This is a genomic window from Enterobacter sp. 3U4, assembly GCF_057224565.1.
The window spans coordinates 164035-189610 of record NZ_CP136665.1 but is presented as its reverse complement, the minus strand read 5'-3'; the positions used below and the strand labels follow the sequence as shown (position 1 = coordinate 189610).

25 protein-coding genes, 1 tRNA gene and 1 pseudogene are annotated in these 25576 nt (G+C 49.8%); 7 read left to right on the top strand and 20 right to left on the bottom strand.

The features are described from left to right. Positions 1 to 238: 238 nt before the first annotated feature. Positions 239 to 742 (top strand): DUF4760 domain-containing protein, encoded by a 504-nt coding sequence (locus RVY89_RS00960; RefSeq protein ID WP_196352724.1) that lies wholly within the window; start codon positions 239 to 241, stop codon positions 740 to 742. A gap of 65 nt (positions 743 to 807) precedes the next feature. On the opposite strand, the gene RVY89_RS00955 is transcribed toward RVY89_RS00960, so the two are convergent. Together RVY89_RS00955 and yjdI are read right to left on the bottom strand one after the other, a co-directional pair. Further along, a complete protein-coding gene (locus tag RVY89_RS00955) occupies positions 808 to 1080 on the bottom strand; it encodes a GNAT family N-acetyltransferase (protein WP_008499687.1) in 273 nt (90 codons plus the stop codon). A 10-nt stretch (positions 1081 to 1090) separates the two neighbouring features. After that, positions 1091 to 1321 carry a 4Fe-4S mono-cluster protein YjdI gene (gene yjdI, locus RVY89_RS00950; RefSeq protein WP_008499689.1) on the bottom strand — a complete coding sequence of 77 codons (231 nt, stop codon included), beginning with the start codon at positions 1319 to 1321 and terminating at the stop codon, positions 1091 to 1093. A gap of 176 nt (positions 1322 to 1497) precedes the next feature. On the opposite strand from yjdI, the gene RVY89_RS00945 reads away from it, so the two are divergent. The 5 genes from RVY89_RS00945 (at position 1498) to RVY89_RS00925 (ending at position 7987) form a co-directional block, all read left to right on the top strand. Continuing rightward, on the top strand, positions 1498 to 3138 hold the full coding sequence (locus tag RVY89_RS00945) for an ATP-binding protein (protein WP_484826634.1): 1641 nt from the start codon (positions 1498 to 1500) through the stop codon (positions 3136 to 3138). Beyond that, positions 3122 to 3817, top strand: coding sequence for a response regulator (locus tag RVY89_RS00940; protein ID WP_484826633.1), 696 nt, complete (start codon positions 3122 to 3124; stop codon positions 3815 to 3817). Before RVY89_RS00945 ends, RVY89_RS00940 begins: the two co-directional genes overlap by 17 nt. A gap of 168 nt (positions 3818 to 3985) precedes the next feature. Further along, on the top strand, positions 3986 to 5074 hold the full coding sequence (locus RVY89_RS00935; protein ID WP_484826632.1) for an ABC transporter substrate-binding protein: 1089 nt from the start codon (positions 3986 to 3988) through the stop codon (positions 5072 to 5074). Between the two features lie 80 nt (positions 5075 to 5154). After that, entirely contained in the window at positions 5155 to 6924 is a 1770-nt protein-coding gene (locus tag RVY89_RS00930; protein WP_032675455.1) for an ABC transporter permease, read from the top strand. After that, the gene (locus RVY89_RS00925; RefSeq protein WP_484826631.1) at positions 6917 to 7987 is read left to right on the top strand and encodes an ABC transporter ATP-binding protein; all 1071 of its coding nucleotides are present in this window, start codon (positions 6917 to 6919) and stop codon (positions 7985 to 7987) included. Before RVY89_RS00930 ends, RVY89_RS00925 begins: the two co-directional genes overlap by 8 nt. A 321-nt stretch (positions 7988 to 8308) precedes the next feature. Here RVY89_RS00925 and RVY89_RS00920 read toward each other — a convergent pair whose 3' ends face one another. The 16 genes and pseudogenes from RVY89_RS00920 to actS all read right to left on the bottom strand — a co-directional run bounded on the left by RVY89_RS00920 (position 8309) and on the right by actS (position 22180). Next, positions 8309 to 9301: a fimbrial protein gene (locus RVY89_RS00920; protein ID WP_484826630.1), complete on the bottom strand. Its 993-nt coding sequence runs from the start codon at positions 9299 to 9301 to the stop codon at positions 8309 to 8311. A gap of 130 nt (positions 9302 to 9431) precedes the next feature. After that, positions 9432 to 9977, bottom strand: coding sequence for a fimbrial protein (locus RVY89_RS00915; protein WP_484826629.1), 546 nt, complete (start codon positions 9975 to 9977; stop codon positions 9432 to 9434). A gap of 5 nt (positions 9978 to 9982) precedes the next feature. After that, entirely contained in the window at positions 9983 to 10486 is a 504-nt protein-coding gene (locus RVY89_RS00910; protein ID WP_484826628.1) for a fimbrial protein, read from the bottom strand. A gap of 10 nt (positions 10487 to 10496) precedes the next feature. Further along, positions 10497 to 11045, bottom strand: a complete 549-nt coding sequence (locus RVY89_RS00905; RefSeq protein WP_484826627.1) for a fimbrial protein — start codon at positions 11043 to 11045, stop codon at positions 10497 to 10499. Between the two features lie 19 nt (positions 11046 to 11064). Beyond that, a complete protein-coding gene (locus tag RVY89_RS00900) occupies positions 11065 to 11664 on the bottom strand; it encodes a fimbrial protein (protein WP_484826626.1) in 600 nt (199 codons plus the stop codon). A 45-nt stretch (positions 11665 to 11709) separates the two neighbouring features. Continuing rightward, entirely contained in the window at positions 11710 to 12462 is a 753-nt protein-coding gene (locus RVY89_RS00895; RefSeq protein ID WP_484826625.1) for a fimbria/pilus periplasmic chaperone, read from the bottom strand. A gap of 83 nt (positions 12463 to 12545) precedes the next feature. Next, the gene (locus RVY89_RS00890) at positions 12546 to 15098 is read right to left on the bottom strand and encodes an outer membrane usher protein (protein WP_484826624.1); all 2553 of its coding nucleotides are present in this window, start codon (positions 15096 to 15098) and stop codon (positions 12546 to 12548) included. Between the two features lie 12 nt (positions 15099 to 15110). Beyond that, positions 15111 to 15662: a fimbrial protein gene (locus tag RVY89_RS00885; RefSeq protein WP_484826623.1), complete on the bottom strand. Its 552-nt coding sequence runs from the start codon at positions 15660 to 15662 to the stop codon at positions 15111 to 15113. 109 nt (positions 15663 to 15771) lie between these two features. After that, positions 15772 to 16302, bottom strand: coding sequence for a fimbrial protein (locus tag RVY89_RS00880; protein ID WP_484826622.1), 531 nt, complete (start codon positions 16300 to 16302; stop codon positions 15772 to 15774). A gap of 1082 nt (positions 16303 to 17384) precedes the next feature. Next, positions 17385 to 17978, bottom strand: coding sequence for a helix-turn-helix domain-containing protein (locus tag RVY89_RS00875; protein WP_484826621.1), 594 nt, complete (start codon positions 17976 to 17978; stop codon positions 17385 to 17387). A 139-nt stretch (positions 17979 to 18117) separates the two neighbouring features. Further along, positions 18118 to 18393, bottom strand: coding sequence for a hypothetical protein (locus RVY89_RS00870; protein ID WP_484826620.1), 276 nt, complete (start codon positions 18391 to 18393; stop codon positions 18118 to 18120). 523 nt (positions 18394 to 18916) lie between these two features. Continuing rightward, positions 18917 to 19528, bottom strand: a complete 612-nt coding sequence (locus tag RVY89_RS00865; RefSeq protein WP_484826619.1) for a helix-turn-helix transcriptional regulator — start codon at positions 19526 to 19528, stop codon at positions 18917 to 18919. Between the two features lie 3 nt (positions 19529 to 19531). Continuing rightward, positions 19532 to 20167: a helix-turn-helix domain-containing protein gene (locus RVY89_RS00860; protein ID WP_484826618.1), complete on the bottom strand. Its 636-nt coding sequence runs from the start codon at positions 20165 to 20167 to the stop codon at positions 19532 to 19534. 977 nt (positions 20168 to 21144) lie between these two features. Further along, positions 21145 to 21219, bottom strand: a pseudogene (locus tag RVY89_RS00855) (Arm DNA-binding domain-containing protein); the annotation flags it as partial. 63 nt (positions 21220 to 21282) lie between these two features. Further along, positions 21283 to 21356 (bottom strand) — tRNA-Gly (locus RVY89_RS00850). 80 nt (positions 21357 to 21436) lie between these two features. Then, positions 21437 to 22180 carry an amidase activator ActS gene (gene actS / locus RVY89_RS00845; protein ID WP_039262983.1) on the bottom strand — a complete coding sequence of 248 codons (744 nt, stop codon included), beginning with the start codon at positions 22178 to 22180 and terminating at the stop codon, positions 21437 to 21439. 163 nt (positions 22181 to 22343) lie between these two features. On the opposite strand from actS, the gene idi reads away from it, so the two are divergent. After that, positions 22344 to 22886, top strand: a complete 543-nt coding sequence (gene idi / locus RVY89_RS00840) for an isopentenyl-diphosphate Delta-isomerase (protein ID WP_484826617.1) — start codon at positions 22344 to 22346, stop codon at positions 22884 to 22886. A gap of 38 nt (positions 22887 to 22924) precedes the next feature. On the opposite strand, the gene lysS is transcribed toward idi, so the two are convergent. Both lysS and prfB read right to left on the bottom strand, forming a co-directional pair. Continuing rightward, positions 22925 to 24442, bottom strand: a complete 1518-nt coding sequence (gene lysS / locus RVY89_RS00835; protein ID WP_023309094.1) for a lysine--tRNA ligase — start codon at positions 24440 to 24442, stop codon at positions 22925 to 22927. Between the two features lie 9 nt (positions 24443 to 24451). Beyond that, positions 24452 to 25550 (bottom strand): peptide chain release factor 2 gene (gene prfB / locus RVY89_RS00830; RefSeq protein ID WP_096151315.1). Its coding sequence is split into 2 segments (ribosomal slippage): positions 24452 to 25474 and positions 25476 to 25550, totalling 1098 coding nucleotides; the frame shifts between segments, so codons are not numbered across the junction. Between the last annotated feature and the right edge of the window lie 26 nt (positions 25551 to 25576).

Below are 25576 nucleotides of genomic sequence, written 5' to 3'. Positions count from 1 at the left end.
GGGTGCAACTTTCTCGATCTGGTTCGCATCTTGCCTTTCCGAAGACCCTACAATGATTGACTATATATTACCTTTAGGGTAATTTTTACCCTATATATGACTATAAATTGTAGTCATCAGACACACTATCTAAGGGGGTTAATATGACAAAAGCATATGACGAGTTTGACGGCTTTTAAGCTGAACTAACCTCTATGAGGCGGGGATTTTAGCCCCGCCTTTTTCATGGATGAAAGACATGACATTAGACTCAAATACCCTTCAACTCATCAGCAACGTTCTTGTTTTTATCGGCGTAGTGGTTGCCGTTGGCACTATCATATATAACGTCCAAACGGCGAAGAAAACACAGACTGCAAATTTTCTCTTTGAAAGCCGACAGGATCGCCAATACATAGAATCTTTGCATGTTCTAAAAAAAGTACATCGCTCGGGTAAATCATTTCGCTCTTATGTATTTCCGCCAGAGGGACACATCATCACCGATGATGAGATGGAAGAACGCCGAGAATTTCAATACATACTCAATTTCTATGAACGCGTTGCAGTCAGCATCCGTGAAGGCATCTACAACGAACGAATGATCAAACGAACATCTTTCACAACCGTGATTGAAACGTATGACATTGCCGAGCCTTTAATCAAAGCCATCAGGGAGCACATCAATTCGGACACCACTTATCAAGAGTTTGAGTGGCTGGTAAAACGCTGGAAAGCCAGTCCGTTAAAGAAAAATAAATAGAAAGCTGCCTGCAATGGCAGCTTTCTAAACGTTCCTGATGAACGGAACCTTCTCACCATAGAAATTTACGCCCGAATATCGTCATATTCCCGCGTTTTATCAAACTCATGTTTCGCGAACGGACACAGCGGAATAATTTTGCGGTTCTCACCGCGCATCTTCTCCACCACTTTCGCCACCAGCTGTTTACCGACACCCTGCCCCTTAAGGCTCTCATCCACATCGGTATGCTCGATAATGCTCAGGTGCTCGCCGGTCGGCACGAAGACAATCTCCGCGACCTGGTTGCCGTTCGCATCATTCACGTAAAACTTGTTATGGCCTTCCAGAATATCCATGGTTCCTCGCTTATTTTTGGCGATACTTCAGCGCACCGCTCGGGCAGGTATCGATTACGCGTACAACCGTTTCAACGTCCACTTCATCGGGAATAATCCACGGTTTACGTTTCAGATTAAACAGCTTTGCGCTGCCACGCACGCAGTTGCCGGAGTGTTTGCAGATCCCGGTGTTGAAGTAAACGTCAATTTTCTCGCCGGTATAGGCCCGGTAACCCGCATCCAGTAGCTCTTTATCCATGACATTGCCTCTGTAATTATTATCGTGCTGAATGAAGCATAGCCTTACGGGATCCTGATGGCTATAACGCCGAAAACGAAAAGCCAGGTCACAACTCTTTTAATGCCAGATTGCGTCCGCTATGGGCCCATGTCAGGCTCGGCAAATGTCACTTTTACATAACTTTTGCAGGTTGAATGAAACGCAGACTCTCTTTTCAGGTAAAGCTGTTTTTAGCGCTGGTGTGCTTCTCCTGCCTGCTGTTAGTTCTGCTGGGAACGATCCTGTTTCATTTTATTGACCGGCAACTTCATCACGATCTCGGCCAGCGCGCCCGGGTGCAGGCCAGCCAGATTGCGCTGATGCCGGGTCTGTCGGCCATGGTCGCGGCCAGAGATATCCCCGGCATCGCCCGGTTAATTCAGCCGCTGCGCGCCGAAAGCGATGCCAGCTACATTGTGATTGGCGATACCGAGGAACAGCACCTTTATCATTCGGAATCTCCGGAGCGTATTAATTTACCGATGATCGGCGGGGATAATGCGGAGGTATTAAAGGGCAAAACCATTATTTCCGTGCGCCAGGGCGGGATTGGGGTTTCACTGCGCAGCAAAGCGCCGATCTTTAACGCGCAGCACCAGGTGATTGGTATTGTCTCAGTAGGCTATCTGACCTCCTATATTGCCAATATTAATGCCCGCATTCTCTGGCAGTCCGGGCTGTACGGAGCGGCTCTTCTGCTGCTGCTGTTTATGTTCTCCTGGCTGTTTACCCGCAATCTCAAAAAACAGATGTTCCGACTGGAGCCGAAAGATATCGCTCAGCTGGTTTTGCAGCAGCGCGCGCTATTAGAAGCCATGTACGAGGGGGTATTTGCCGTCAATGAAGAGAAACAGCTGATTTTAATTAACCGCGCCGCACGAGAAATGCTGGATATTCGGCAAAGTGAGAAAGAGCTTATCGGCAAACCGCTGGAAGACGTTCTGCAGACGTCGCCGGGCTTTTTATCCCAGCGCTACGCCTCGGTGAGCGCTGGCAGCCACGACCAGATTGCCGTGCTGAACCAGCGCGAGGTGATCGTCAACCGGGTGGCGATTGAGGTTGAACCCGGCGTTGAAAGCGGCTGGGTCTACAGCTTTCGCGACAAAAACGACATTAACACGCTCAGCAGCCAGCTCAGTCAGATCAAGCGCTATGCGGATAACCTGCGCATTATGCGCCACGAGCAGCTGAACTGGACCGCCACGCTGGTGGGCTTGCTGCAGATGAAACACTATGACGAAGCGATCCGTTACATCCAGGTGCAGTCCGAAGGCGCGCAGCGGGTGCTGGACTTTGTCTCCGCCCGTTTTTCCTCTCCCGCACTGTGTGGGCTGCTGCTCGGAAAATACGTCAGCGCGCGCGAAAAAGGCATCGAGCTGCTGTTTGATCCCGCCTGCCAGCTCACCCGCATGCCCGCCACGCTCAACGAAACGGAGCTGATGTCCATTATTGGTAACCTGCTGGATAACGCGGTGGACGCGACCCTTAAGGCTCCGGTCCCTGCGCCGGTGGAACTCTACATTTCTGACCGTAACCAGGAGCTTCTGATCGAGGTGGCCGACCGGGGCTGCGGGGTGGATGATGCGATGAAGCCGCATATTTTCCGCCAGGGATTCAGCAGCAAACCGGAACGTGAAAACGACATTGTGGGCACCGAGCACGGTATTGGCCTGTTTCTGGTGGCAGGATATATCGACAAGGCTGGCGGCAGTATTGAGATTGCCGACAACACGCCACAAGGGACTATTTTTTCTGTGTTTATTCCGAATGGGCTAAAGCATGACCCGAGCACTTGATGTTGTGATCGTTGAGGATGAGCCGCACCTGGCGGAGCTGCATCGCGAGTATATCGAGCAGCATTTTCACTTGCGCGTGGTGGGCATCGCCGCGTCGATTGATCAGGCATGCAGCCTGATTCGTCAGCATCAGCCGCGGCTTATCCTGCTGGACAACTATCTCCCGGACGGTAAAGGCGTGGAGCTCATCGATAACCCGCTGCTGAAAAGCTATGAGTGCTCGGTTATCTTCATCACCGCCGCGAGCGATATGCAGACCTGTAGCCACGCCATGCGCAGCGGCGCGTTTGACTACCTCATCAAGCCCGTCTTTTTCCAGCGCCTGCACGCCTCGCTGGAGCGGTTTATGCGCTTCATCCACACCGTGCAGCAGGTGAAGGTGGTCGACCAGCACGCGCTGGATCGCCTGTTTCATCTGCCTGCCGCGGAAGCCTCCGTTACGCCGTCGACGAAGGGCATTGAACCCCAGACGCTGGAACGCATTAAACGCCTGTTCGCCGAGCATCCTGACAGTGCGATGTCGGTTGAAGAGGTGGTGGAAAACGTGGGGATCAGCAAAACCACGGGACGACGCTACCTTGAATACTGCGTGGAGAGCGGGTTAATCAGCATCGAAATGCTGTACGGCAACATTGGTCATCCTCGCCGGTTATACCGCAAAGCGCCCGATAAACCGTAATCCAGAACCGTTCACAGGCTAACGTTCGCGGATTTTATGGTGTTAATTGCTGAAACGACGGCGACAATCACACTTCGGAATCATTGCCCACGCCTCCCTATTGCCGGAGGCGCGCTTTACGCTATGTTGACAATTAGTTCCTCAAATGTAACTAAAAGGTTAACTATAATGTCGAACACGTTCCGAATTTCTCTGCTTACCGCTACCGTACTGTTCTCTGCTTCTGCACTGTCTGCCCTGCCGCAGGGATATCCTGCTGAGTATCAAAAAGTGGTGGATGCCGCCACGAAAGAGGGCAAGGTTGTCATCTATTCCACCACCGATATTAAAGCTGCCGGACCGCTGATCCAGGGCTTCGAAAAAACCTACCCGGGCATTAAAGTCGAATACAACGACATGAACAGCACCGAGCTGTACAACCGTTTCATCAGCGAACAGGCTTCCGGCGGCGTGAGCGGCGACGTGGTCTGGAGTTCCTCGATGGACACCGGCCTGAAGCTCGCCACCGACTACGCCATGGAATACAAATCTCCGGAGCAAAGCCAGCTGCCGAAATGGGCGGTCTGGAAAGATAAGGCCTACGGCACCACCTACGAGCCAGTGGTCTTTATCTACAACAAGCGCCTGATCCCGGCCGGTGACGTGCCGGATTCTCACGCCGCGCTGGCGAAGCTGATTGCCAGCCAGACGGACAAATTCAAGGGCAAAGTCACCACCTACGACATCGAAAAATCGGGTCTGGGCTTTATGCTGTCGGTGCAGGATCACAACGCCGATCCAAACTACTTTAAGACCCTGGCCGACGTCGCCAAAGGCGGCTTATCGGTACAGTCGTCTACCGGCACCATGATGGAGCGCGTCTCCTCCGGTGAAAACCTGATCGGCTTCAACATCCTCGGCTCCTACGCGGAGGCGCGTGCGAAGAACGATCCGTCGCTCGGCATTGCCTATCCGAAAGATTACACCCTGGTGCTGTCGCGCGTGTCGTTCATCAGCCAGCAGGCGCAAAACGGCAATGCCGCGAAGCTGTGGCTGGACTACGTGCTGTCTGAACAAGGGCAAAACATTCTGGCCAATCAGGCGGACATCCCTTCCATTCGTAACGATATCGAAGGCAAGAATGATATCGACGGCCTGACCAAAATCCTCGGCAACGCGCTGAAGCCGATCCCGGTTGATGAAACGCTGCTGGAATACCTGCAGCCGAAAAAACGCCTGGAGTACATCAAAGAGTGGCGTACCGCCGCCGGTAAATAAGCGTCTGAGCGCGGCGCTGGTCGCCGCGCTTCCTTATCGACTGAGTTCGTTTTTCTGGGCTGCAATACCAGGGATACCCCATGAATACTTTACGCAGAAAGTGGCAAAGCCTGCCGCGAGGCATCGTCGTGCTGATAACCGCCCTGGTTATTTACACGCCGCTGTCGTTTATCGTGATACAGAGCTTCCTGTCCGCGCCGTTCTTTTCGCCGTCAAAAGAGTGGAGCTTTGAATCATTTGAATTTATTTTCACCGACCCTGATTTTTATAAGGCCCTGAAAAGCGGCTTTATTCTGGCTTTCGGGCTGGTCTTTATCTCCATTCCGCTGGGCGGCGTGCTGGCGTTTCTGATGGTGCGTACCGACCTGCCCGGCCGCCGGTTGATTGAGCCGCTGATCCTGGTCCCGATTTTCGTTTCACCGATGGTGCTGGGCTTCGGCTACGTGGTGGCCGCCGGTCCGGTGGGCTTTCTCTCCCAGTGGGCTGAGGCGCTGATTGGCTTTGTGCCGTGGAACATCTACGACATGTCGAGCATTGTGGTCATTGCCGGCCTGACGCACGTCCCGCACGCCTATCTGTATATCTCGTCAGCGCTGCGCAGCGTGGGCTCCGACGTGGAAGAAGCCGCACGTACCGCGGGCGCGTCGCCCTGGCAGGTGATGACCTCCGTCAGCCTGCCGATGGTGCGCCCGTCTATTCTGTACGCCACTGTGCTGCTGTTCTTCCTGGGGCTGGAGGTGTTCGGCCTGATGCTCGTCCTCGGCGACCCGGAAGGCAACATGGTGCTGGCAACCTATCTCTATAAGCTGACGAACAAGATGGGGACCCCATCCTATAACCTGATGGCGGCAGTTGCCGTGGTGCTGATCTGCATCACCATCCCGCTGGTGATGCTCCAGCGTCGCCTGATGCGCACCGCCAACCGCTTCGTCACCATGAAGGGTAAGGCCTCGCAGGCCCGCGCGCTACCGCTGGGTAAATGGCGCTGGGTAGCTGGCGCGGTGATTGCCTTCTGGCTCACCGTCACCATCGGCGTTCCGCTGCTCGGGGTGGTATTGCGCGCGTTTATCTCCAACTGGGGCGTGGGCGTTTCGCTGTGGGACGAGCTTTCTCTGAACACCTTCCGCACCATCTGGGCGCAGCCCAACCTGCTGCGCGCCATCGTCAACTCCATGGCGATTGGCGTGATTGGCGGCGCGCTGGCCGTGGTGTGCTACCTGTTTGTCGGCATTGCCATGCACCGCAAGCCGGATAACACCACGCGTTTTCTGGACTACAGCGTGCTGGTGCCGCGCGCCGTACCGGGCCTGCTGGCGGGTCTGGCGTTCCTGTGGGTGTTTCTGTTCCTGCCGATGTGGCTGGATAACTCGCTGAAATCCGGCTGGCTTTCCGGGTTCGCCTGGACCGACTGGATGCGTGAAAACGTCATCGTCTGGCTGCGTTCGCTGCGCAGCACCATTTTCAGCGTCTGGCTGGCCTATACCGTGGTGTGGATGGCTTACGGCCTGAGGCTTATCTCTTCCACGCTGCTGCAGGTAGGGCCGGAGCTTGAAGAGGCGGCGCGCAGCACCGGGGCGACGCGCGGGCAGATCACCCGCCACGTCACCATCCCGCTCTCCCGCTACGGTCTGATCGGTTCGTGGCTGCTGATGTTCCTGATCTTTGAGCGCGAATATTCAACGGGTGTGTACCTGCTTTCACCCGGCACGGAGACCATCGGCTCGATGCTGGTTTCCCTCTGGGCCGCGGGTGCCATCGATATCGTGGCGGCGCTCTCTTTCATTAACATCCTGCTGGTCGTGGTAGGTCTGGGCATTGCCCTTCGTTTCGGAGTGAAAATACATGATTGAATTAGCGGTTGACGATCTGCACTTAACCTACGGCGACAATCCTGTTTTAAAAGGTGTCTCCATGAACCTGAAGCGCGGCGAAGTGGTCTCCCTGTTAGGCCCCTCCGGCAGCGGTAAAACCACCCTGCTCCGCGCCGTCGCGGGACTGGAAAAACCGACCCATGGGTCGATTGTGATTGGCAGCAATAAAGTTTACGACGGCACGCCGCGCAGTGAGGTCCCGGCGGAAGAGCGTAACCTGGGGCTGGTATTCCAGTCCTATGCCCTGTGGCCGCACAAGACCGTGTTTGAGAACGTGGCCTATCCGCTCAAGCTACGCAAAGTCCCGGCCAAAGACATCCAGCAGCGCGTGCAGGACGTGCTGGACCAGCTTGGTCTGGGCCATCTTGGCAAACGTCACCCGCACCAGCTCTCCGGTGGGCAGCAGCAGCGCGTGGCGATTGGTCGTGCGCTGGTGTACAACCCGCCGGTGATTTTGCTGGACGAGCCGCTTTCCAACCTCGACGCCAAGCTGCGCGAAGAGGCCCGCGTGTTCCTGCGCGAGCTGATTATCAAGCTCGGGTTATCGGCGCTGATGGTGACGCACGACCAGAACGAAGCGATGTCCATTTCCGACCGCATCCTGCTGCTTAACAACGGCAAAATTGAGCAACAGGGTACGCCGCAGGAGATGTACGGCTCGCCGAAAACGCTGTTTACCGCCGAGTTCATGGGCAGCAACAACCGCCTGCACGGCAAGGTCACCGAAGTACGCGACGGCAGAGCGCGCATCGAAGGAAAAGGCTGGGTGCTGTGGGGCCAGGCCGGTGAAGGGGTGCAGAGCGGTGCTGAGGCCACGGCGGTGATCCGCGTCGAGCGCGTGGCGGTGGTTGAGGGGCCAGGGGAAAATCAGCTTGAGCTGCCGCTGCTCACCAGCATGTATCTCGGCGACCGCTGGGAGTACCTGTTCCGCACGGTTGGGGATGATTTTGTAATCCGCGCGTATGGGCATGAGGTTCGGGATCCGCAGCACTGCCATCTTTCGCTGCCGGAAAAGCATGTCTGGGTATTCCCGAAAGGGTGAATGTGAAAAGAAAAGGCTGCGGGATGCGGCCTTTTTGCTGTTACACAGTGAGCGCCTGTAATCTTTCTTAAATACGAAGTGCTATTAAATTGCCCTTCCCGGTTATTACCAGAAAGGTTGGGTACGTGCTCTGACCGGGTATTGGCTATTTCTGCTCAACAGAGGCAGCGTGAATCGCGATCGGGTTAGCACAACCGCACCGGTTTTTTTCAACGTACACAAACATTCCCTGAAATCCACTGAAGCGGTTTGAGGACGAAAAAGGCCCACCTGGGTGAGCCATTTATTCATTAGCAATCGGGGTAGCCGATTGCAGATTTCTTACTGCTCCGTTAACACCATCACCGCATTGGCGGTAAATGAGCCTGTCGGAATATCTTTTTGCTCAACAGTCGGGTCCCGCACAGCTTCGAATGCCAGCTCAAGCGTGTTAGAGCCCGGCAGGAAAGTGAGGTTGGTCGTATCCGTTGTTGACAGCGGTTTGTCGTTGTAGCTGATCGCCACGCCCACCCCATTAACAGAAGATTTGATGACCTCCGTTCCGCTTACCGTAACCGGGGTGTATTGGATTTTCATACTTTCAGCGACATTTTTATCACCTTTACACTGAACCGGTATTTGGATTTTTTTGTTTGCTCCCGTTCCCGGCACGGTGGCCAAAGCCGTACGTTCCATAGTCCCTAAGTCAACGCTAAGCGCGGCACCATTGTTAATATCGCAGGTCTCCTCTGGAGGGGGAGAAGGCGGGAAATACTCGCCTATGCACCATCCTGTACCGTTTAAGGAATATAATGAGTTCGTGGATATATCAACCAACGCATAGCAAGCACTGCCCGATAACATAGTGTTAGGAGGCAAAGAATCTAAATTGTTGGGTAACGAAATATTTTGCATAGAGGTACCTTTTTCAATATGAACAAAAGTATTCCCTGTGCTGCGCCAGACGGCATCCTTCACATGACAAGCGGACGTTTCATAAGTACAGATAAACGTAAATACGCCATAGTCTCCTGTTTTTGGCACATAGGCATCGTTGACAGTTGCCGTCGCATTACTTCCTCTCATATATTTCATAGCGCCGCTAGCGCAGATATAACGTCCACCACGGGTTGCTTCAGATGTGGCGGGATGTCCAGGCACCAAATTCTTGCTCGATCCCCCCGAAGACCACCCCCCCGAAAATGTGCAACTTTGAGAGTCCTCTATCCCCATGGTTCCTCCAGTAAAAGGGAAATACATCTCCGCACAGGAAAAGTGGCTAAACGTGCTAATAAATATAGCAAACGCTGCGCCTATATATTTTTTATACATCATGATTGCCTATAAGTTTGAAATTAATCAATCTATCATCTTTAAATTAAAAACATGCTCAGCGAGCACCCTTAATAAATAAAATTCCCGTTCAAAGAATTTCGGTCACGTTAATACAAGCTCAGCACGCTCATTATTGGTAAGCCATTTCAAACGTCGCGATGGATGAGAAGCTGCCGGTAGCAATTGTATGCTGGCTTATCGCATCCGGTTCCGCTTGTACAAATGCATTGAACGTCACGCTGTTATTTCCGGCAAAAATTTGTGACGCTGGTGATGGCTTATTAAATGGAACTGGCGTTCCTGTGTTAGATTCCATCCCAATGGTAACGCCAGGTGTTCCCGTTACGGCTAAAAAGCCAGGCAGCGCGGAGCTTTCTGTACCAGAAAATGTCATCGTCACGGAGTTTGCCAGTGAGGGGTCGCACTCGGTCAAATTGATCGTAAATGGCTTGCCCGCTGTTCTGGCATATTTATACAATTCCTTGTCAATAACCGTTCCGAAATCAACCGTTATCTCAGAGGTCGCCGGGTCCAGATTGCAGGGTTCGCTAACCAGCGTACCGTCGAAGCTAAGATTATTATTCGCTGCCAGTGTTGAACCACACGGGAATACCATTGCAGAAATCAGCAAGACCTGAAATACACGTAATGTCTTGTAAAAAGGTAATGTCATCATATGCCTCACTGATAATAAACTCTCAAAGTCGCGATAGCAGAAAATTGTTGCGCGGTAAGCGTGGCCGCTGGATCTTTTACCGGAACCGCCGTCAACGAAAGTGACTGCATTTGATCCAGTGTGGTCTCGAGTGGTTTATTCAGCGTGAGAGGCTGACCATTCTCTTTAATCTGGATGCCCAAACCGGTTACGCTGGATTTCAACGCGGCGTTGTCATAAAGCTCTGCCGTTCCGGAGACTTCTACCTGCACAGCTGTATTATCTGACGCGCCTTTGCAATCAACGGTGTACGGAATAGATTGTTCATAGTTAATCCCATCCACCTTGTTCACTCCAACGTTGCCGAACGAAACCGTAATATCCTTGTCGTTACTGATAGTGCAGGGTGACAGAACGGAAAATGTTCCCTGAAAATCAACAGTACTGGTATCCCCTTTTTGTTCAGCATAGGTGGTTTGAATCATCGAACAAATAAGTAATGAAGCACTGAAGAGTAATTTACCTTTCATTCTTTTCTCCTCAATTGAATGCCAGCACAAGTGTACCGGAAGCGGTAAATTTATCCCCACTTACGACATTATTGGTGTTTGCGGTGCTGAACTGAACCAATTTTGCCTGGAGCACCGGCAGGCTTTTTTTATCAACACTAAACCACTCATCCATATTTTGGGCAGTACCATCTACAAGTAATTCGATCCCCACAATACCTTTATCGGTACCTAAGATCTTCTTGTTATTATACGTTTCATAACTGCCCGTACTGGATGTGAATTTCATTTGTAGCAGCCCTTCTGAATCACCACTGCAAGTAAAATTGCTGCTCAATGATTTCTGATAATCTCCAGTAAGCTCAACGGTATTTGAGCCTGTGCTGACCAATAAGACTTTGCCAAAATCAATAGTCTGAGCGCCTCCTTGATCAAACGTACAGGTACCGTTAGCAACCAGCACACCGGAAATATTAATATTTGTCGATGATACAGCCCCACTAGCGGTCAAATTAGTTTTAGCATGTGCAGCACTGCTGTTAAAGACAATAACCAGGCACATTATCATCAATAGTTTCATTTTTACCCGCATTTTATTGCTAGTCATAGCTTACCCAAAAGTCAATTACCGCGCGAAACGACCCAGTTGTTAACGGTGCAGATGTACGAACAGCCGTTACGGTATAACCCAATGCATTAGAGCCGGGAGAGATAAACTGTGGTTTGTCTTTCTTACCCAGACTTATCTTTCTGCCGTTGCTATCTTTCAATAAAAGCCCCATGCCTGTTATCCCATTGACTTTAATGAGATCAGGGTTATCCGAATCGACTGCCGCCATAAAACTGACCGTAACAACTGGTCTTTTATCATCCCATGTTGAAACATTCGTCGCCGGGCTAACACTATGTCCACCAATCGCCTGACAATCGCTCATTTGAATAGTAAGCGCAGTCGCAGGACCAAAATCACCCAGGTTAAGTAAGTTGCCGGTGGTGGTTCCCTGAATATCAATTTCCTGATATGCAGACTGCATATCCAACTGACACGCACCTACAACTAGCGCACCGTGTACGTGAAGATCGGTAGCATCACTATTGATATTGGCATTATTACTGGCAAAACAGCTGTTCCCTGTAAATATTAAAAAGATACTTGCCAGTATCGCAAACCATCCAGGATATCTCTGTCGTCTTTTCATACTTATATTTATTACTCGCATCCAATGCTATGCTTATTTTTATAATCAACCCGCTTTAACATTCGCAACAGTGCAAGTACTTCCACTGCAATTAAAATTCAGCTGCGGGTGTCCACCGTAATCATTAATAAAACTCAACACCGGATGACTTCCAAGTGCAGAAACACTCACACCCAGACTTGAAGAGCTTTTAGGCGCGACCATTATAGGCTGAAAATCTTTAGACTCTGCAGCCTTTCCAGATGCTGAGACCCCAGAAATGGTGACATAATATGGTGTTGGGTTATTCAGCTGATAGCTATCTCCTTGCGCTGTCAGCGTAAGTTTTTTCTGGATTTCATTATCTTCTGACGGCGTCAGTGCAAGCGCTGCAGGGCGATAAAACATTTTAACGCGGGTTTGCAGAGCCAACTGTAATGTATTTGGTTTACTGCTCTTTGGTGGAATCTCTCGCACATTGAAATAGAAGATCGATTCTCTGTCCTGCGGCAGTGCGCTTGTATTACCAGTGGATTGAATTTTAATTTGACCTTTAGCACCAGGCTCTACACGCTGGAGTGGCGGCAGTGCGGTAAAAGGTGAATCAATTTTATTACCTTTACCATCTTCAATCCATGTCTGAGCAAGATAAGGTAATGTTTTATTCTGATTCGTAATGGTCGTCGTGGTCGAACTTTTGTCACCGTTGAAGATAACACGAGTTCTGTCCAAAGCGATTGCGGCCTGAGCCTGCTGAGATAATATCGTCAACAGAATTACACCAACCGCTGTTTTTAATGTAACTGATGAATTATTCATGGGATTAACACTCAATATTATTAATAAAAATGGAACATTCTGTCTGGGGCCATGTCCGGATAAATTCCAAACATGGCCTCTCTTCATTTGGCTTTTTTCTCAGTCGTCACCAGCTTACAAGGCAACAGCAATCCTTTGGTCAATGGCGGCAACGGAGTAGGTAACTCAATAAGGCATTGCGTTTTATCATCCCAGTAGACCGCCATCTCTTCGCCGGCTTTTATTCCTGACAGCCAGACGCTTCCATTTTCACCCACTATCCCTGTCTGAATATCCTTGAGGTTATGCACCTCTGCACCGAACGGAGGAGAACTACCGTCAGGCAGCTTGATGGTAGCCATCGATTTCTCACCCGACAACAGACCAAATTTCTTATAGCCGATTGCCCCTTCGGTCAGTGTGTCCTCGACTACAGAACGGGTTGCATCAACATTCTCAGGCAGTTTATCCAGATCGACTCTCACCGTATTTCGGTAGTAGCTGCTTAAATCGGTAACCACCGCTTTACCGAACGCGTTACTGTGAATCGTTCCGCCGCTTCCCTGGACTGGTACATCACTCACACCATCAGTATCAATAAGCATTCGTGTGCTTCCTGATCCTGTTGAACGGTGTAACGCGGCTCCTTGCCCCGTGACAGTCATGCCTCCAGACATTGACATACCGAATGCCTGGTAATCGCTTCCGTTAAAGCTGGCATTAGCCGTCATGCTGGTATAATCGCCATCATGAGTGAAATAGCCGCTGCCCGTCCCCTCACCATGGTTTGTTGTACCGGCATCAATACGGTAGTTATTATTCGCGTCAATACGGTTGTAGTACCCAACGCTATGATTACTCTCTCCACCGTTAAACTGGCTATTGTAGTTAATTGTGCCGCTTTCCCCCCATGGCATGGAGAGACCGACGTATACACCGTCATCATTCGTATCATCATACTGAGTCCTGTACGCAGAAAGACTAAGGTTGATGTTCTTAAATGAGCCAATATCAAAATAGTTTGAAACCGAAATATTCCATGTATCCGTTGAAGGACGATTCCAGTATGTTTGGTGGTTGTAATTAAGATACGTACTGAAATTCAAGTCGCGGAACTGTTTGTTCAACGAAATGGTATACATTTCCTTATCATCACCACTATCACCATCATGATATCTCGCGTTTAAATACTCAGCCATGCTCATAAAGCCGCGCTCTGAGAATTTATAACCTGCAAATGAAACCTGGCTATCATATTCATCAAAACGTTTCGAGTAACTCACGCGATAGGAATTACCGGTTTTGGTATCCTCTGCGGGTAATACTGCTCGAGAGTTTGTCACGTCAAAGGAAATCGCACCAAAAGCAAGTAAGTCTCGGCCGATACCTATCGCTAACGCGTTATAGTCCTGAGCATACAATTCCCCACCGTAAAGCGACCAACCATTATTAACCCCCCAGGAGAATTCCCCTGTACCAAATTCTGGCCCTTGGGAGTGATGATCGTAATCACTAGGTTTCCCGGCAGTAAACTTATATCTCACCATGCCTGGACGTGTGAGATACGGAATATTACTGGTATCCACCTGGAAATTTTGTTCTGTGCCATCCTGTTCGGTGACTTTGACGTCCAGTTTACCCGTTACTGCAGTGTTCAGATCCTGGATACGGTACGGACCGGCCGCAACGGTCGTTTCGTATATCACCCGCCCCTGTTGACTGATAGTGACTTTGGCGTTGGTTTTGGCAACACCGGTTACTTCAGGTGCGTATCCTCGTAAATTTGGTGGTAGCTGATTGTCATCAGTCTTCAAACTGACGCCACGATAACCGAAGCTGTCAAACATGGACGAGTCAAGATAGTTCTCGCCAACGGTCAGCTTAGCTTTAAGTGAACGAATAGCGCGATACGCATAGTATCTGCTCCAGTCCCAGTTATGACTGGAATCACCCGTAGAGCTTTTGTTGTATTGTGCCTGCCAGTCACCACGAACTCGCCAGGGCCCAATATTGATACCTGTTGTACCATTTCCGCTCAGAGAGTCACTGGTTCCATCTGACTGCTGGTGCGTACTCATGGCGTTCATGTTGTAGTCCAGTAAGAGTCCTGGAATACCATCGTCCCAACGAGCAGGCGGATCCCAGTTTTCTGCCGTGTACTCCAGATAAGCCTGAGGTATGTTCACATAGACATGCCCACTCCCCAGATCAGGACGAATATTGACGCCAGGCAAAGAACTCAGATCGAGACATTGCTCTTTATTCCACCACTTAAGAGACTTATAAATTTTTTCATTCAGACCAAATTGCTGAACTTGCTCCGGTTTGAAACAAACGACGCTACCTTTTGGATCATTTACCGGTGCTATAAATTCTACTGTATCTTCCGGTAATTCAGACTTATTAAGTTGAATGACCATTTGATACTTCCCGGGCATTACATATCCCTTCTGGGAGAACTGCGACAAATCAATATTAGCACGCTCTTTAACGTCCAATACGTCTGTATTAAATTCTATTGTATCATCAGTACTAACAGTCTCGCCTGCACTTGCAGCATGCACAATGCTGAACGTGCAAAAACCACTGAGTAGTATTGCACCCAGCGAATCATGCCAGGCAGGCATAATGTTATATTTTTTTTTGTTTATCAGCATCGACTAGTGTTCTCAAAAATATTCAATTTTAAAACGCAATGCAGAAAAATACTCTCCAGACCTCAGGCTTTGGCGATTACGAACCAATTGAAGAGTAAAATCCAAACGCTGATTCCCTGTTGTTATTTCAGAAAGTGGTAGAGGAAAACCTGGTACAGCAATATTTCCTACGCTGTCCTTGATCTGTAATCCAACGCCTTCCGCACCACTTACTTTAAATAATCCATCAGAAGAAGGGCCATCAAATGTCGTTCTAAAACTTTGTCCGCCAGGATGAGTATCGACTTCGCCTGGGCCATAACAATTAACTAAATTAACCGAAAAGTTTCGAAGCCTACCGTGTCCATCATGAAATATACGTCCGATCGTCTCCTCGCCCATTTCAATGGTTTGGTCACGATATTGTGTCGCAATGGCACAAGGTGTATTAATAATGGCACCTTGCATACTGATGGTGCCCTTATCCGCAGATGCAGTCTGACTACTCTCAGCATGTATTATTCCAGAACAGCTCAACAGCATGAGAGGTATCACTCTTCTTATTATTTTTGTCATGCCTGACATAGACAATCCCATCTTATTAACAAAGGACGAATCGCGCCATTCACCAAAAAAATGGCTGTTTGGCGCGATAAAAGTAATTTAACTAATTAAATATCGTAGTTAAAATTAATTACTTATAATCAAGAGTAAAATCAGCAACAGTCTGGAAGCTGCCAGGGACGACAGTTGCAGTTGCGCCATCACCCTTCAGGTAAGCTCCGAATTCCAGAGTGTTGCTACCGTTACCAATAGTCTGAGCCGGGCTAGCGGTACCCAGTTTAACCAGCTGACCAGAACCGTCTGTTACTGCAACAGAAGCACCTGAGGCACTACCATTGATGCCCAGAAGATCCGCGTTAGCTGCAGACGCTGCACCCGTGAAGGTTACCGCTACAGTTTTTAAAGTAGAGGCATCACACTGTTCCAGTTTGATATCAAAGAACTTAGGTGTAGAGGTACCGCCATCTTTCAGAGCAACATCAGATACCTGACCGAGGTCAACAGTCTGGTCAACTGAATCTGGGGAAATAGAGCACGGTGCAGAAATGATTGAGCCAGTGAAGGTTACTTTACCATGCCCCATATCGTCTGCAGCATTTGCTGCACTAATAGCCATACCAGAAATGATAGCTACCGCAACAGCAACTTTCTTCATATTCATTTATTAATATCCTAATATTCCATGTCGACTATGTTGTGATAATATAGCCATTCTTTACTAGATTACGTTTGATTAACAAAAATCAAACAACACAAAAAAACATCTTATTTAAGGCACTGGATCTCATCTCTGGCCTCGAACAAATTCTAACGAGTGGAAATATTAAACCAACAAATCAGTGGTCTCATTTGGGACAACAAAGTGCGAAGGTCATTAGCTTAACCACTAATAATTTTCCGAAGTTTTAGACTTTGTATATAATAAGTGCTTCTGATTAACGGCAATTTTGTGTTACCAACCTTGCCTGGGCTGTAAGCTGCAGAGGGATGAAGTCGACGTCAAGGAGTGAGCTATGAAGTTGTTATTCAGGAAGAAGGCAGATTGTAGACGCTTCGAACCACGTGATACTGCGTTTCTTGTGGTTTTGTCCACCGCTCCTGACTCTCTCACCCCAAGTCCCGCAAACGCTGGTTAACGGTAGACCAGACATATCAGATGCGAGCTGATGTTCCTGACGCTAAACCGATCGCTGTTTGATAGAAAGGGGGATGTTGAGCCAGTCGATGAAGGATTGACCTGGACGCAGGGCGATCTGTGAGAGCTCTTTAACCAGCTTTTGCTGCCAGGTTAAAAATCTGATCTTTTTTTATTGATGTTCCATAACAAACACAGTCTGGTCCTCATGGCCAGAACCGCGGATGCTCATGCCGTTACTGCCGGACCATGAAGAACACATTCGTGGGGAAGAAAGCGATCGTGAATTTCTGAAAAACGGCGTCTGAAGGGCTGGGATTTCCACGAATAGTGATGACTGGCCGGACAAGGCACCAGTATCGTTACATTTTATTCTCACATGACGGTAGGCAGGCCATACGTAATCAGCTCCATCCGGTGAGAGACAGACTGAAAGTGCGTCAATCCCCCATCAGCCACAATTCACACTCTGAAATTTATTTGAATACTACATTTCCCCGCATCCATGGCGAGGGCTTTTTTATATTCCGATCCCGATGTAGATATCTCTAAATAAATACGCCCCGTTTCCCGGCGAAGATCAGGCTACAGTAGCATCATGCGACCGATCAGTAGCGTTCCGGAATATATTTTATCTCCTTCAGTATTCCTCTCTCCATCACGATATAACCGCCGGCCCTTAAGTCAGACAGCACACGCATAAGCGAACTGCGTGAAATGCGTGTTTTCCCCTTGATGTAGCTTTCCGCAGTGATGGCTTCACGGATTTCCAGCGGTTTTTCCATTAATTCATATAACTGGAAACGGATCATATCGAAGACGGTGGGAGATATCAGCTTAAAGATAACTTCAATAGTCATGCCTTGCATGGCCTGAAGATGCCGTGCAAAAGTTTCCCAGAGCTGTTTCTCTGTAAGAATTTCATAAAAACGTTCAGAGTCCAGCATGGCGATCTCCGCCTGGGAGACCATTCTCATCGTGAACTGAGATTGCGATCCTTCTGGCACAGGGATGATCCCGCGCAACGAAGGTGCTTCCGTCAGTTCAATCAGAACGTCGTCCGGCTGGCGATAAAGCGCAATTATCCCTGTACGAATAAAATAACAGACTTGCTGGTTTGCTGAACTGAATGAAAAACGTTTACCTGCCGGATACAACCGATAGGTCAGATAGGGTTCAAATTGTTTTAACAGATCAGACATATAGGTTTTAACTACCCGCGTGGATTTTGGGCCGGGTACGTTATCAGACGCATGATGATTCATACAAAAACGAGTGCCTGTTATTAGGATGACGTTAACTTAGCGTAGCACAAGGGTTGTGGATGTTCATATTTACTGGTTAGATTTTTCCGTTTGACTCAAAGAGATAAAACCAATGTTTAACAAGCTCCAGACTCACATAAATTACCTCGAAATTTTCGTCGGCGACTAATGGTATGCAGGGATAGCTTCGGGGAGCCTCATCATCCAGAACGGCAAGGATATCCTCGTCCGAAAACATACTAAAATCGTGGGAACTCAGGTACCACTTACGAAAATCATCGAAATCATGGAGTAATGCAATGTGTTTATTGGCCTCATTATGACAAATGACAGGCTTACTGATATTTAGCATAAACACTCCCGAAATAAAGTTTATCGAATAATAATAAGTTCAGAATGTTACCTACTCCTCTAGATTCAGCATACAGATCTCTGTCATTATATCAAACCACTTTCCTGTCTCGTATGGGACTAGAATATGGTTTTAATTTTACCGTCATGGATAATGAATAACAAAATAGATACATAACTATATTTAAAGTATTTTATAGAAACCAAATATTTTACTAACCCGTTAATATAAAAAGAATCAGATTCCAAAAGCATTCATCGGGAAAATTATTATTAGAAAAAAACTACTGGCTTGTGCGCTGATTTTACTTCGATTGTTCAGCCTGAGTGCAAATGCCAATGGCCTACGTGTGGGTACCATTCATTTATCAGCGATATGGATACCGGAACAGGGATCTGCATAGCACGCCCGGCCCCTGAGAGCGGGAGACAGAAAGTGGTCGACACGGCAGAAGGCATTAGATGGTTCTTTCAGCAGGGAAGGAGTAGAAAAGTCCCGATAAGAGAAAGAACCCCGGGTGTTTTTAATCCTCTGCCTGCATGTCCATCATCGCGTTGTGCAGCTCCAGGTCGTTTTTTACCCCCAGCTTCTGCATGATTCTTCGCTTATGCGAACTGATGGTTTTCTGGCTACGGAATATCTTCCGCGATATTTCCACTCCATTATGACCGCAACGCAGCCCTTTGATAATCTGCCTCTCAGCCGGCGTGAAATATACTGCTACAGGGCGTTGCTCGACATTCTGACATGCATGCAGAAAGAACGGACTGATATAACGGCGGTTTTTAAGGCTGCTTTCCACCAGTTCACGCAGACGCAACTGTCGTTCATCCACGCATAACAGTGAACAGGAATATGACAGCATCAACTGCCGGGCTAGCACAACTTGCCGGGCCGAGAGCAACACCAGTATTTTACCAGTTTTGCCCTGGCTAATTCGTAAAAATGCCTCCGGCGTTAGCCGGGCCAACGAATCATATAGGGTAAAATCAAGCACAACCAGATGTGCGTTCTCATTGTCGACAAGCTGATAATTCCAGCTGGGATTGTGTCTGCGCAACGTGTTCAGATTTTCAAGCAGCCCGGTAAGCAAGGTGGGATGCATCTCATAGGGAAAAAGGGTAAAGGTAAACATATCTCACCTTATTGAATGTAATGTGCGGAATTGCGTCAGCCTGGCGAGTAAATCGAGCCACTGGACTGAATTTCCGAGATTCAGTCGTCGCCGTACATTGCTTCTGTGGACGTAGATGGTTTTATAGCTGGCATGGCGCAAACTGGCGATTTCATACGGATTCAGGCCACGGGCGCAGTCAATCAGCGTATCCAGCTCCCTGTCTGACAGACGTACTTTATTTTGACTTATCCCGTCGGGAGGACACCACTGGGGCAGATGCGGAGAGCTGAATGCAGGATTACGGATACGCTGCGGGAGCTCCTCCTGCAGGTAGCTCTCACACAGCAGAGTCTGCACACCCAGCCCGTACATTAACTGCACAAGAAGCGCATCGCCCGCAGGGATCCAGACGGTAAGTTCCACATTTTCTGCCGCTAGAGAATGTATAATGCGCAACAGCGAAAACAGCTCGTCCCCTGCACCACTGAGGCCGGTTGCAAACAGCGCATTGTCAGTCCTCAGGGTAATCACCTCTTCCGACAGCCCACCTGGGTGAATACAGGTAAGGGAACAGCCGTGGCTTTCAATGCTGTGACGTGCCGCGTGATGAAATAACGGCCTTGGCTCATACAGTATCGTATTCTTTATTTTTTGCATCTCTGGTATTAAATCATTTATGAAGCGTTTTAACAGTTCATATGGTAATGAAAATAATCCGGAAAAAATGCAGGCTATAAAGTCCAGGATCAGACTAAACGCAAAAGGGTCAGGATATGGTTAGCCGGGATATTTACTGGTTCTGAGCATGTGCGCGATTAAACCCGAAGAACACAATGTAAAACGGCCCTTTTGAAGTGGAGCCAGGAGATTGTCTGTACGTCCGGCATCAGATAGGGAACTGTCTCTCTTCCAGCGTCACAAGAATGCCTCCAGCTCGATCGCATGCCCGGTAGTCGACGGATCGATGCGACTGGTCAGTGTTCCGGGGTATCCCAGCTATCCGTCATAAAGTCCGTTCTATTCGGACGGGATCAGTTTTAACGTTCTTAAAATACCGTATCCAGAAAAGGGACCTTTCGACGTGAATGAGAGAAATCCTTTGTAAAGGCAACTGATGTAAATATGGCAATAATCAAATAAAAATAACACAGCACCAATACTTATGTGATAATAATTATATTTCCTATTGCGTATAAAGCCTATGTTTCGCCCTTCTGTTTCAGAGTTCCGATTTATGGCATTTCCGGGGCTTTAGAATCTCTCCGTCGCGAATATTCCACCTGCCATAAAATATAGCAATGCCAGATAATGCCTGCCCTAAATGCTGAGCCAAGCCTCCAATCCATGGAACGTCGTGCGGTCGCGAAAAACGCCGTTTTGCTTATTTCCGCATCGAGAGCCACCGCCGAAAAATCATTAATAAGCAATAAATCGGATCACTGAGAAACAGCCATCCGGTAATTTAAAAACGTATTATGTGAGCTATTGGCAGCAGATGTATGATATTGCTGTTAAGAAATATAAAACTGGCAATACTCAGGCCAGTGAAAAATGTAGGATAGTGTCTGAACAATTTTCCACGCAAAATAATTACATTCATAAACGATTGCGATGTGATGGAAGTGTACTCATTTCGCCAGCAGTTTCTCTTTACCTAAACAACGGTATTTAAGACGCAAGTATCTCTTGCCGTTGGGATTCACCAATAGAGTACTATAACTTCTTGATTAGCAAGGGAAATTGAGTTTGGTAGACTTGAGAAGACTTGAGTTTGGAGCGGGCGAAGGGAATCGAACCCTCGTATAGAGCTTGGGAAGCTCTCGTTCTACCATTGAACTACGCCCGCTTTGAGGTGCGTAAGGCATTATAGACCTTACGCACCTTCATACAAGCCTCTTCACAACTAACAGGCGATAAAATAATCACTTAGCACTTCGGTTTGCTGCCGGGCGCAGGAAGGTAACGCTGCGGATCGATGGCCGTCGCCTTATAGCGAATCTGGAAATGCAGCTTCACCGCGTCCGTACCGGTACTGCCCATGGTGGCAATCTTCTGCCCTGCTTTGACGTTCTGCCCGTTGTTGACCAGCATCGTGTCGTTGTGCGCATACGCCGTGATGTAGTCTTCGCCATGCTTAATCATGATCAGGTTACCGTAGCCGCGCAGCTGGTTACCCACATACACCACCTTCCCTGCCCCGGAGGCATAAACCGGCGTCCCGCGCGCAGCGGCGATATCAATACCCTTGTTGCCACCTTCAGAGAGTGAGTAAGGGGCGACCACTTTACCGCTGGCAGGCCAAATCCAGCAGCGCTGTCCAACCGGCGGCCATGACGATTGCGGCACCTGATAGGACGGCGTTACTTTAGCTGTTTTGCCTTTCGAAGAGGATTTTTTGCCCGAGGACGATCCGCCGCTGACCTTCAGCTGCTGCCCCACCTCGATGGTGTAGGGCGGAGAAAGGTTATTCAGCCGCGCCAGATCCTTCACGCTGGTCCCCGTTGCGCGCGAAATCCGGTACAGGGTGTCCCCGCGCTTAACGGTATAGACCGAACCGGAATAGCTACCCATATCCGAAGATTTGCTCCCTGAACAGCCCGCCAGTAATAGCGTCAGCGTCAGGCAAAAAATGGCGGTGATGGGGTTTCTCGTCAGGCTTCCTGCAAACAAAACAGATCCTCGGTCAGCGTGAATGGCGCACTATGATAACAGCCAAAATGAATATGGGTCATGCCCTTTTCCGCTCTACACGCCAAACCGTTCGTATAAGAATGCAGTATAATGATCCGGCTGATGGTGCTGAACCACTCGGCATTTTGGCACTGGAGCATCAATGAGTATTCAAGAACACGTTATTTTGGTAAACGACCAGGGAATGGTGATTGGCACTCAGGAAAAATATGCCGCGCACACGTTACATACCCCGCTGCATCTGGCTTTCTCCTCCTGGCTTTTTAATGCAAAAGGCGAATGTCTGATCACCCGACGCGCCTTAACAAAAAAAGCCTGGCCCGGCGTCTGGACCAACTCCGTCTGTGGCCACCCGCAGTCCGGTGAAGAGACGATACAGGCCATAATCCGCCGCTGCCGCTTTGAAGTGGGCGCTGAGCTGACCGATATCACCGCCGTCGCCCCTGAATTTCGCTATCGGGAAACCGACCCGTCCGGGATCGTGGAAAACGAAATTTGCCCGGTATTCGCGGCCCGCATCACCAATGACGTGACGATAAACGAAGATGAAGTGATGGACTATCAGTGGGTTGAGCTGGACGCGCTATTCCGCGCGCTGGACGCGACGCCCTGGGCCTTTAGCCCGTGGATGGTCATGGAAGCGACGACCGCCCGCGAAAAACTCAAAGCTTTCGCGGCGCAATAAAAAAGCCCCTTTCGGGGCTTTTTTTACATCTTAACGTCTTACTTCACCGGGCGCATCGCCGGGAACAGGATCACGTCGCGGATGGTGTGGCTGTTGGTGAACAGCATCACCATACGGTCGATACCAATCCCCAGACCCGCCGTTGGCGGCAGGCCGTGCTCCAGCGCGGTCACGTAGTCTTCGTCGAAGAACATCGCTTCGTCGTCGCCTGCCGCTTTCGCGTCAACCTGATCCTGGAAGCGCTGAGCCTGGTCTTCCGCATCGTTCAGCTCGCTGAAGCCGTTGCCGATTTCACGGCCGCCGATGAAGAATTCGAAGCGATCGGTGATCTCCGGGTTCTCGTCATTACGACGCGCCAGCGGAGAGACCTCAGCCGGGTACTCGGTGATGAAGGTCGGCTGAATCAGGTGCGCTTCGGCCACTTCTTCGAAGATCTCGGTCACGATACGGCCCAGACCCCAGCTCTTCTCAACCTTGATACCGATGCTTTCGGCGATCGCTTTCGCAGAATCGAAGTTATCCAGATCCGCCATGTTGGTTTCCGGACGGTACTTCTTGATCGCTTCGCGCATGGTCAGTTTTTCGAACGGCTTGCCGAAGTCGAAGACTTCTTCACCGTAAGGGACCTGCGTGGTGCCCAGAATATCCTGCGCCAGTGTACGGAACAGGGATTCGGTCAGCTCGATCAGATCTTTGTAATCCGCATACGCCATATAGAGTTCCATCATGGTGAACTCTGGGTTATGACGAACGGAGATACCTTCGTTACGGAAGTTACGGTTGATTTCGAACACGCGGTCAAAACCACCAACCACCAGACGCTTCAGGTACAGTTCCGGCGCGATACGCAGGTACATGTCCAGGTCCAGCGCGTTGTGATGGGTGATGAACGGACGCGCAGACGCGCCACCAGGGATCACCTGCATCATCGGGGTTTCCACTTCCATAAAGTCGCGGTTAACCATGAACTGGCGGATACCGGCCATGATCTGGGAGCGAATTTTGAAAGTCTTGCGGGATTCATCGTTAGAGATGAGATCCAGGTAGCGCTGACGATAGCGCGCTTCCTGATCCTGCAGGCCATGGAATTTGTCCGGCAGCGGGCGCAGGGCTTTGGTCAGCAGACGCAGCTCGGTGCAGTGGATAGACAGTTCACCGGTCTTAGTTTTGAACAGTTTACCTTTCGCGCCCAGGATATCGCCCAGATCCCACTTCTTGAACTGCTCGTTGTAGATGCCTTCCGGCAGATCGTCACGGGAAACGTACAGCTGAATACGGCCACCAACGTCCTGCAGGGTCACGAAGGAGGCTTTACCCATGATACGACGGGTCATCATGCGGCCCGCAACGGCCACTTCAACGTTCAGCGCTTCCAGCTCTTCGTTCTCTTTCGCGTCGAAGTCAGCGTGCAGTTGGTCTGAGGTGTGGTCACGACGAAAATCGTTCGGGAACGGCACGCCCTGCTCGCGCAGCGCTGCCAGCTTCTCGCGGCGGGTTTTCAGTTCGTTGTTAAGATCGACTACCGCGTCAGCGCCCTGTGCTTGTTGTTCAGACATGTTGGTTCCTCATAACCCTGCTTTCAAACTTGCTTCGATAAATTGGTCCAGGCTGCCGTCCAGCACCGCCTGCGTGTTGCGGGTTTCAACCCCGGTACGCAGGTCTTTGATGCGGGAGTCATCAAGGACGTAAGAACGGATCTGGCTGCCCCAACCGATGTCGGACTTGTTGTCTTCCATCGCCTGTTTCTCAGCATTTTTCTTTTGCATCTCCAGCTCATATAGCTTCGCTTTCATCTGCTTCATGGCCTGGTCTTTGTTCTTATGCTGGGAACGGTCGTTCTGGCACTGTGTTACCAGCCCGGTTGGAATGTGGGTAATACGCACCGCCGATTCCGTACGGTTAACGTGCTGGCCGCCAGCGCCGGATGCGCGATAAACGTCGATACGCAGGTCCGCCGGGTTAATTTCAATATCGATATCTTCGTCAACTTCCGGGTAAACGAACGCGGAGCTGAAGGAGGTATGACGACGGCCGCCGGAGTCAAACGGGCTCTTACGCACCAGGCGGTGAACGCCGGTTTCGGTGCGCAGCCAGCCGTAGGCGTAATCACCGATGATCTTAATGGTGACGGATTTCAGACCCGCTACTTCACCTTCAGACTCTTCGATAATTTCAGTTTTGAAGCCGCGCGCTTCTGCCCAACGCAGGTACATACGCGTCAGCATGCTGGCCCAGTCCTGCGCTTCGGTACCGCCAGAACCTGCCTGAATATCGAGATAGCAGTCAGCGCTGTCGTATTCGCCGGAGAACATGCGACGGAATTCCAGCTGCGCCAGCTTCTCTTCCAGCACGTCGAGTTCTGCCACGGCTTCGTTAAAGGTTTCTTCGTCGTCGGCTTCGACGGCCAGCTCCAGCAAACCGGAAACATCTTCCAGCCCCTGGGCCATTTGATCCAGCGTATCTACGATAGCTTCGAGAGAGGAACGCTCTTTACCCAGCGCCTGTGCGCGTTCAGGTTCGTTCCAGACGTCCGGCTGTTCCAGCTCGGCGTTTACTTCTTCAAGACGCTCTTTCTTGGCATCGTAGTCAAAGATACCCCCTAAGAACGTCAGAGCGCTCCGTGAGGTCCTGAATACGGTTTTTTACCGGATTAATTTCAAACATGGTCTGTTTTCTTTTATGGACTTGTC

What these genes read in the sequence shown, in the direction of transcription:
- RVY89_RS00960 (WP_196352724.1), top strand. Translation starts at nt 239, where the DNA reads ATGACATTAGACTCAAATACCCTTCAACTCATCAGCAACGTTCTTGTT.
- RVY89_RS00955 (WP_008499687.1), bottom strand. Translation starts at nt 1,080, where the DNA reads ATGGATATTCTGGAAGGCCATAACAAGTTTTACGTGAATGATGCGAAC.
- yjdI (WP_008499689.1), bottom strand. Translation starts at nt 1,321, where the DNA reads ATGGATAAAGAGCTACTGGATGCGGGTTACCGGGCCTATACCGGCGAG.
- RVY89_RS00945 (WP_484826634.1), top strand. Translation starts at nt 1,498, where the DNA reads ATGAAACGCAGACTCTCTTTTCAGGTAAAGCTGTTTTTAGCGCTGGTG.
- RVY89_RS00940 (WP_484826633.1), top strand. Translation starts at nt 3,122, where the DNA reads ATGACCCGAGCACTTGATGTTGTGATCGTTGAGGATGAGCCGCACCTG.
- RVY89_RS00935 (WP_484826632.1), top strand. Translation starts at nt 3,986, where the DNA reads ATGTCGAACACGTTCCGAATTTCTCTGCTTACCGCTACCGTACTGTTC.
- RVY89_RS00930 (WP_032675455.1), top strand. Translation starts at nt 5,155, where the DNA reads ATGAATACTTTACGCAGAAAGTGGCAAAGCCTGCCGCGAGGCATCGTC.
- RVY89_RS00925 (WP_484826631.1), top strand. Translation starts at nt 6,917, where the DNA reads ATGATTGAATTAGCGGTTGACGATCTGCACTTAACCTACGGCGACAAT.
- RVY89_RS00920 (WP_484826630.1), bottom strand. Translation starts at nt 9,301, where the DNA reads ATGATGTATAAAAAATATATAGGCGCAGCGTTTGCTATATTTATTAGC.
- RVY89_RS00915 (WP_484826629.1), bottom strand. Translation starts at nt 9,977, where the DNA reads ATGATGACATTACCTTTTTACAAGACATTACGTGTATTTCAGGTCTTG.
- RVY89_RS00910 (WP_484826628.1), bottom strand. Translation starts at nt 10,486, where the DNA reads ATGAAAGGTAAATTACTCTTCAGTGCTTCATTACTTATTTGTTCGATG.
- RVY89_RS00905 (WP_484826627.1), bottom strand. Translation starts at nt 11,045, where the DNA reads ATGAAACTATTGATGATAATGTGCCTGGTTATTGTCTTTAACAGCAGT.
- RVY89_RS00900 (WP_484826626.1), bottom strand. Translation starts at nt 11,664, where the DNA reads ATGAAAAGACGACAGAGATATCCTGGATGGTTTGCGATACTGGCAAGT.
- RVY89_RS00895 (WP_484826625.1), bottom strand. Translation starts at nt 12,462, where the DNA reads ATGAATAATTCATCAGTTACATTAAAAACAGCGGTTGGTGTAATTCTG.
- RVY89_RS00890 (WP_484826624.1), bottom strand. Translation starts at nt 15,098, where the DNA reads ATGCTGATAAACAAAAAAAAATATAACATTATGCCTGCCTGGCATGAT.
- RVY89_RS00885 (WP_484826623.1), bottom strand. Translation starts at nt 15,662, where the DNA reads ATGTCAGGCATGACAAAAATAATAAGAAGAGTGATACCTCTCATGCTG.
- RVY89_RS00880 (WP_484826622.1), bottom strand. Translation starts at nt 16,302, where the DNA reads ATGAATATGAAGAAAGTTGCTGTTGCGGTAGCTATCATTTCTGGTATG.
- RVY89_RS00875 (WP_484826621.1), bottom strand. Translation starts at nt 17,978, where the DNA reads ATGTCTGATCTGTTAAAACAATTTGAACCCTATCTGACCTATCGGTTG.
- RVY89_RS00870 (WP_484826620.1), bottom strand. Translation starts at nt 18,393, where the DNA reads ATGCTAAATATCAGTAAGCCTGTCATTTGTCATAATGAGGCCAATAAA.
- RVY89_RS00865 (WP_484826619.1), bottom strand. Translation starts at nt 19,528, where the DNA reads ATGTTTACCTTTACCCTTTTTCCCTATGAGATGCATCCCACCTTGCTT.
- RVY89_RS00860 (WP_484826618.1), bottom strand. Translation starts at nt 20,167, where the DNA reads ATGCAAAAAATAAAGAATACGATACTGTATGAGCCAAGGCCGTTATTT.
- idi (WP_484826617.1), top strand. Translation starts at nt 22,344, where the DNA reads ATGAGTATTCAAGAACACGTTATTTTGGTAAACGACCAGGGAATGGTG.
- lysS (WP_023309094.1), bottom strand. Translation starts at nt 24,442, where the DNA reads ATGTCTGAACAACAAGCACAGGGCGCTGACGCGGTAGTCGATCTTAAC.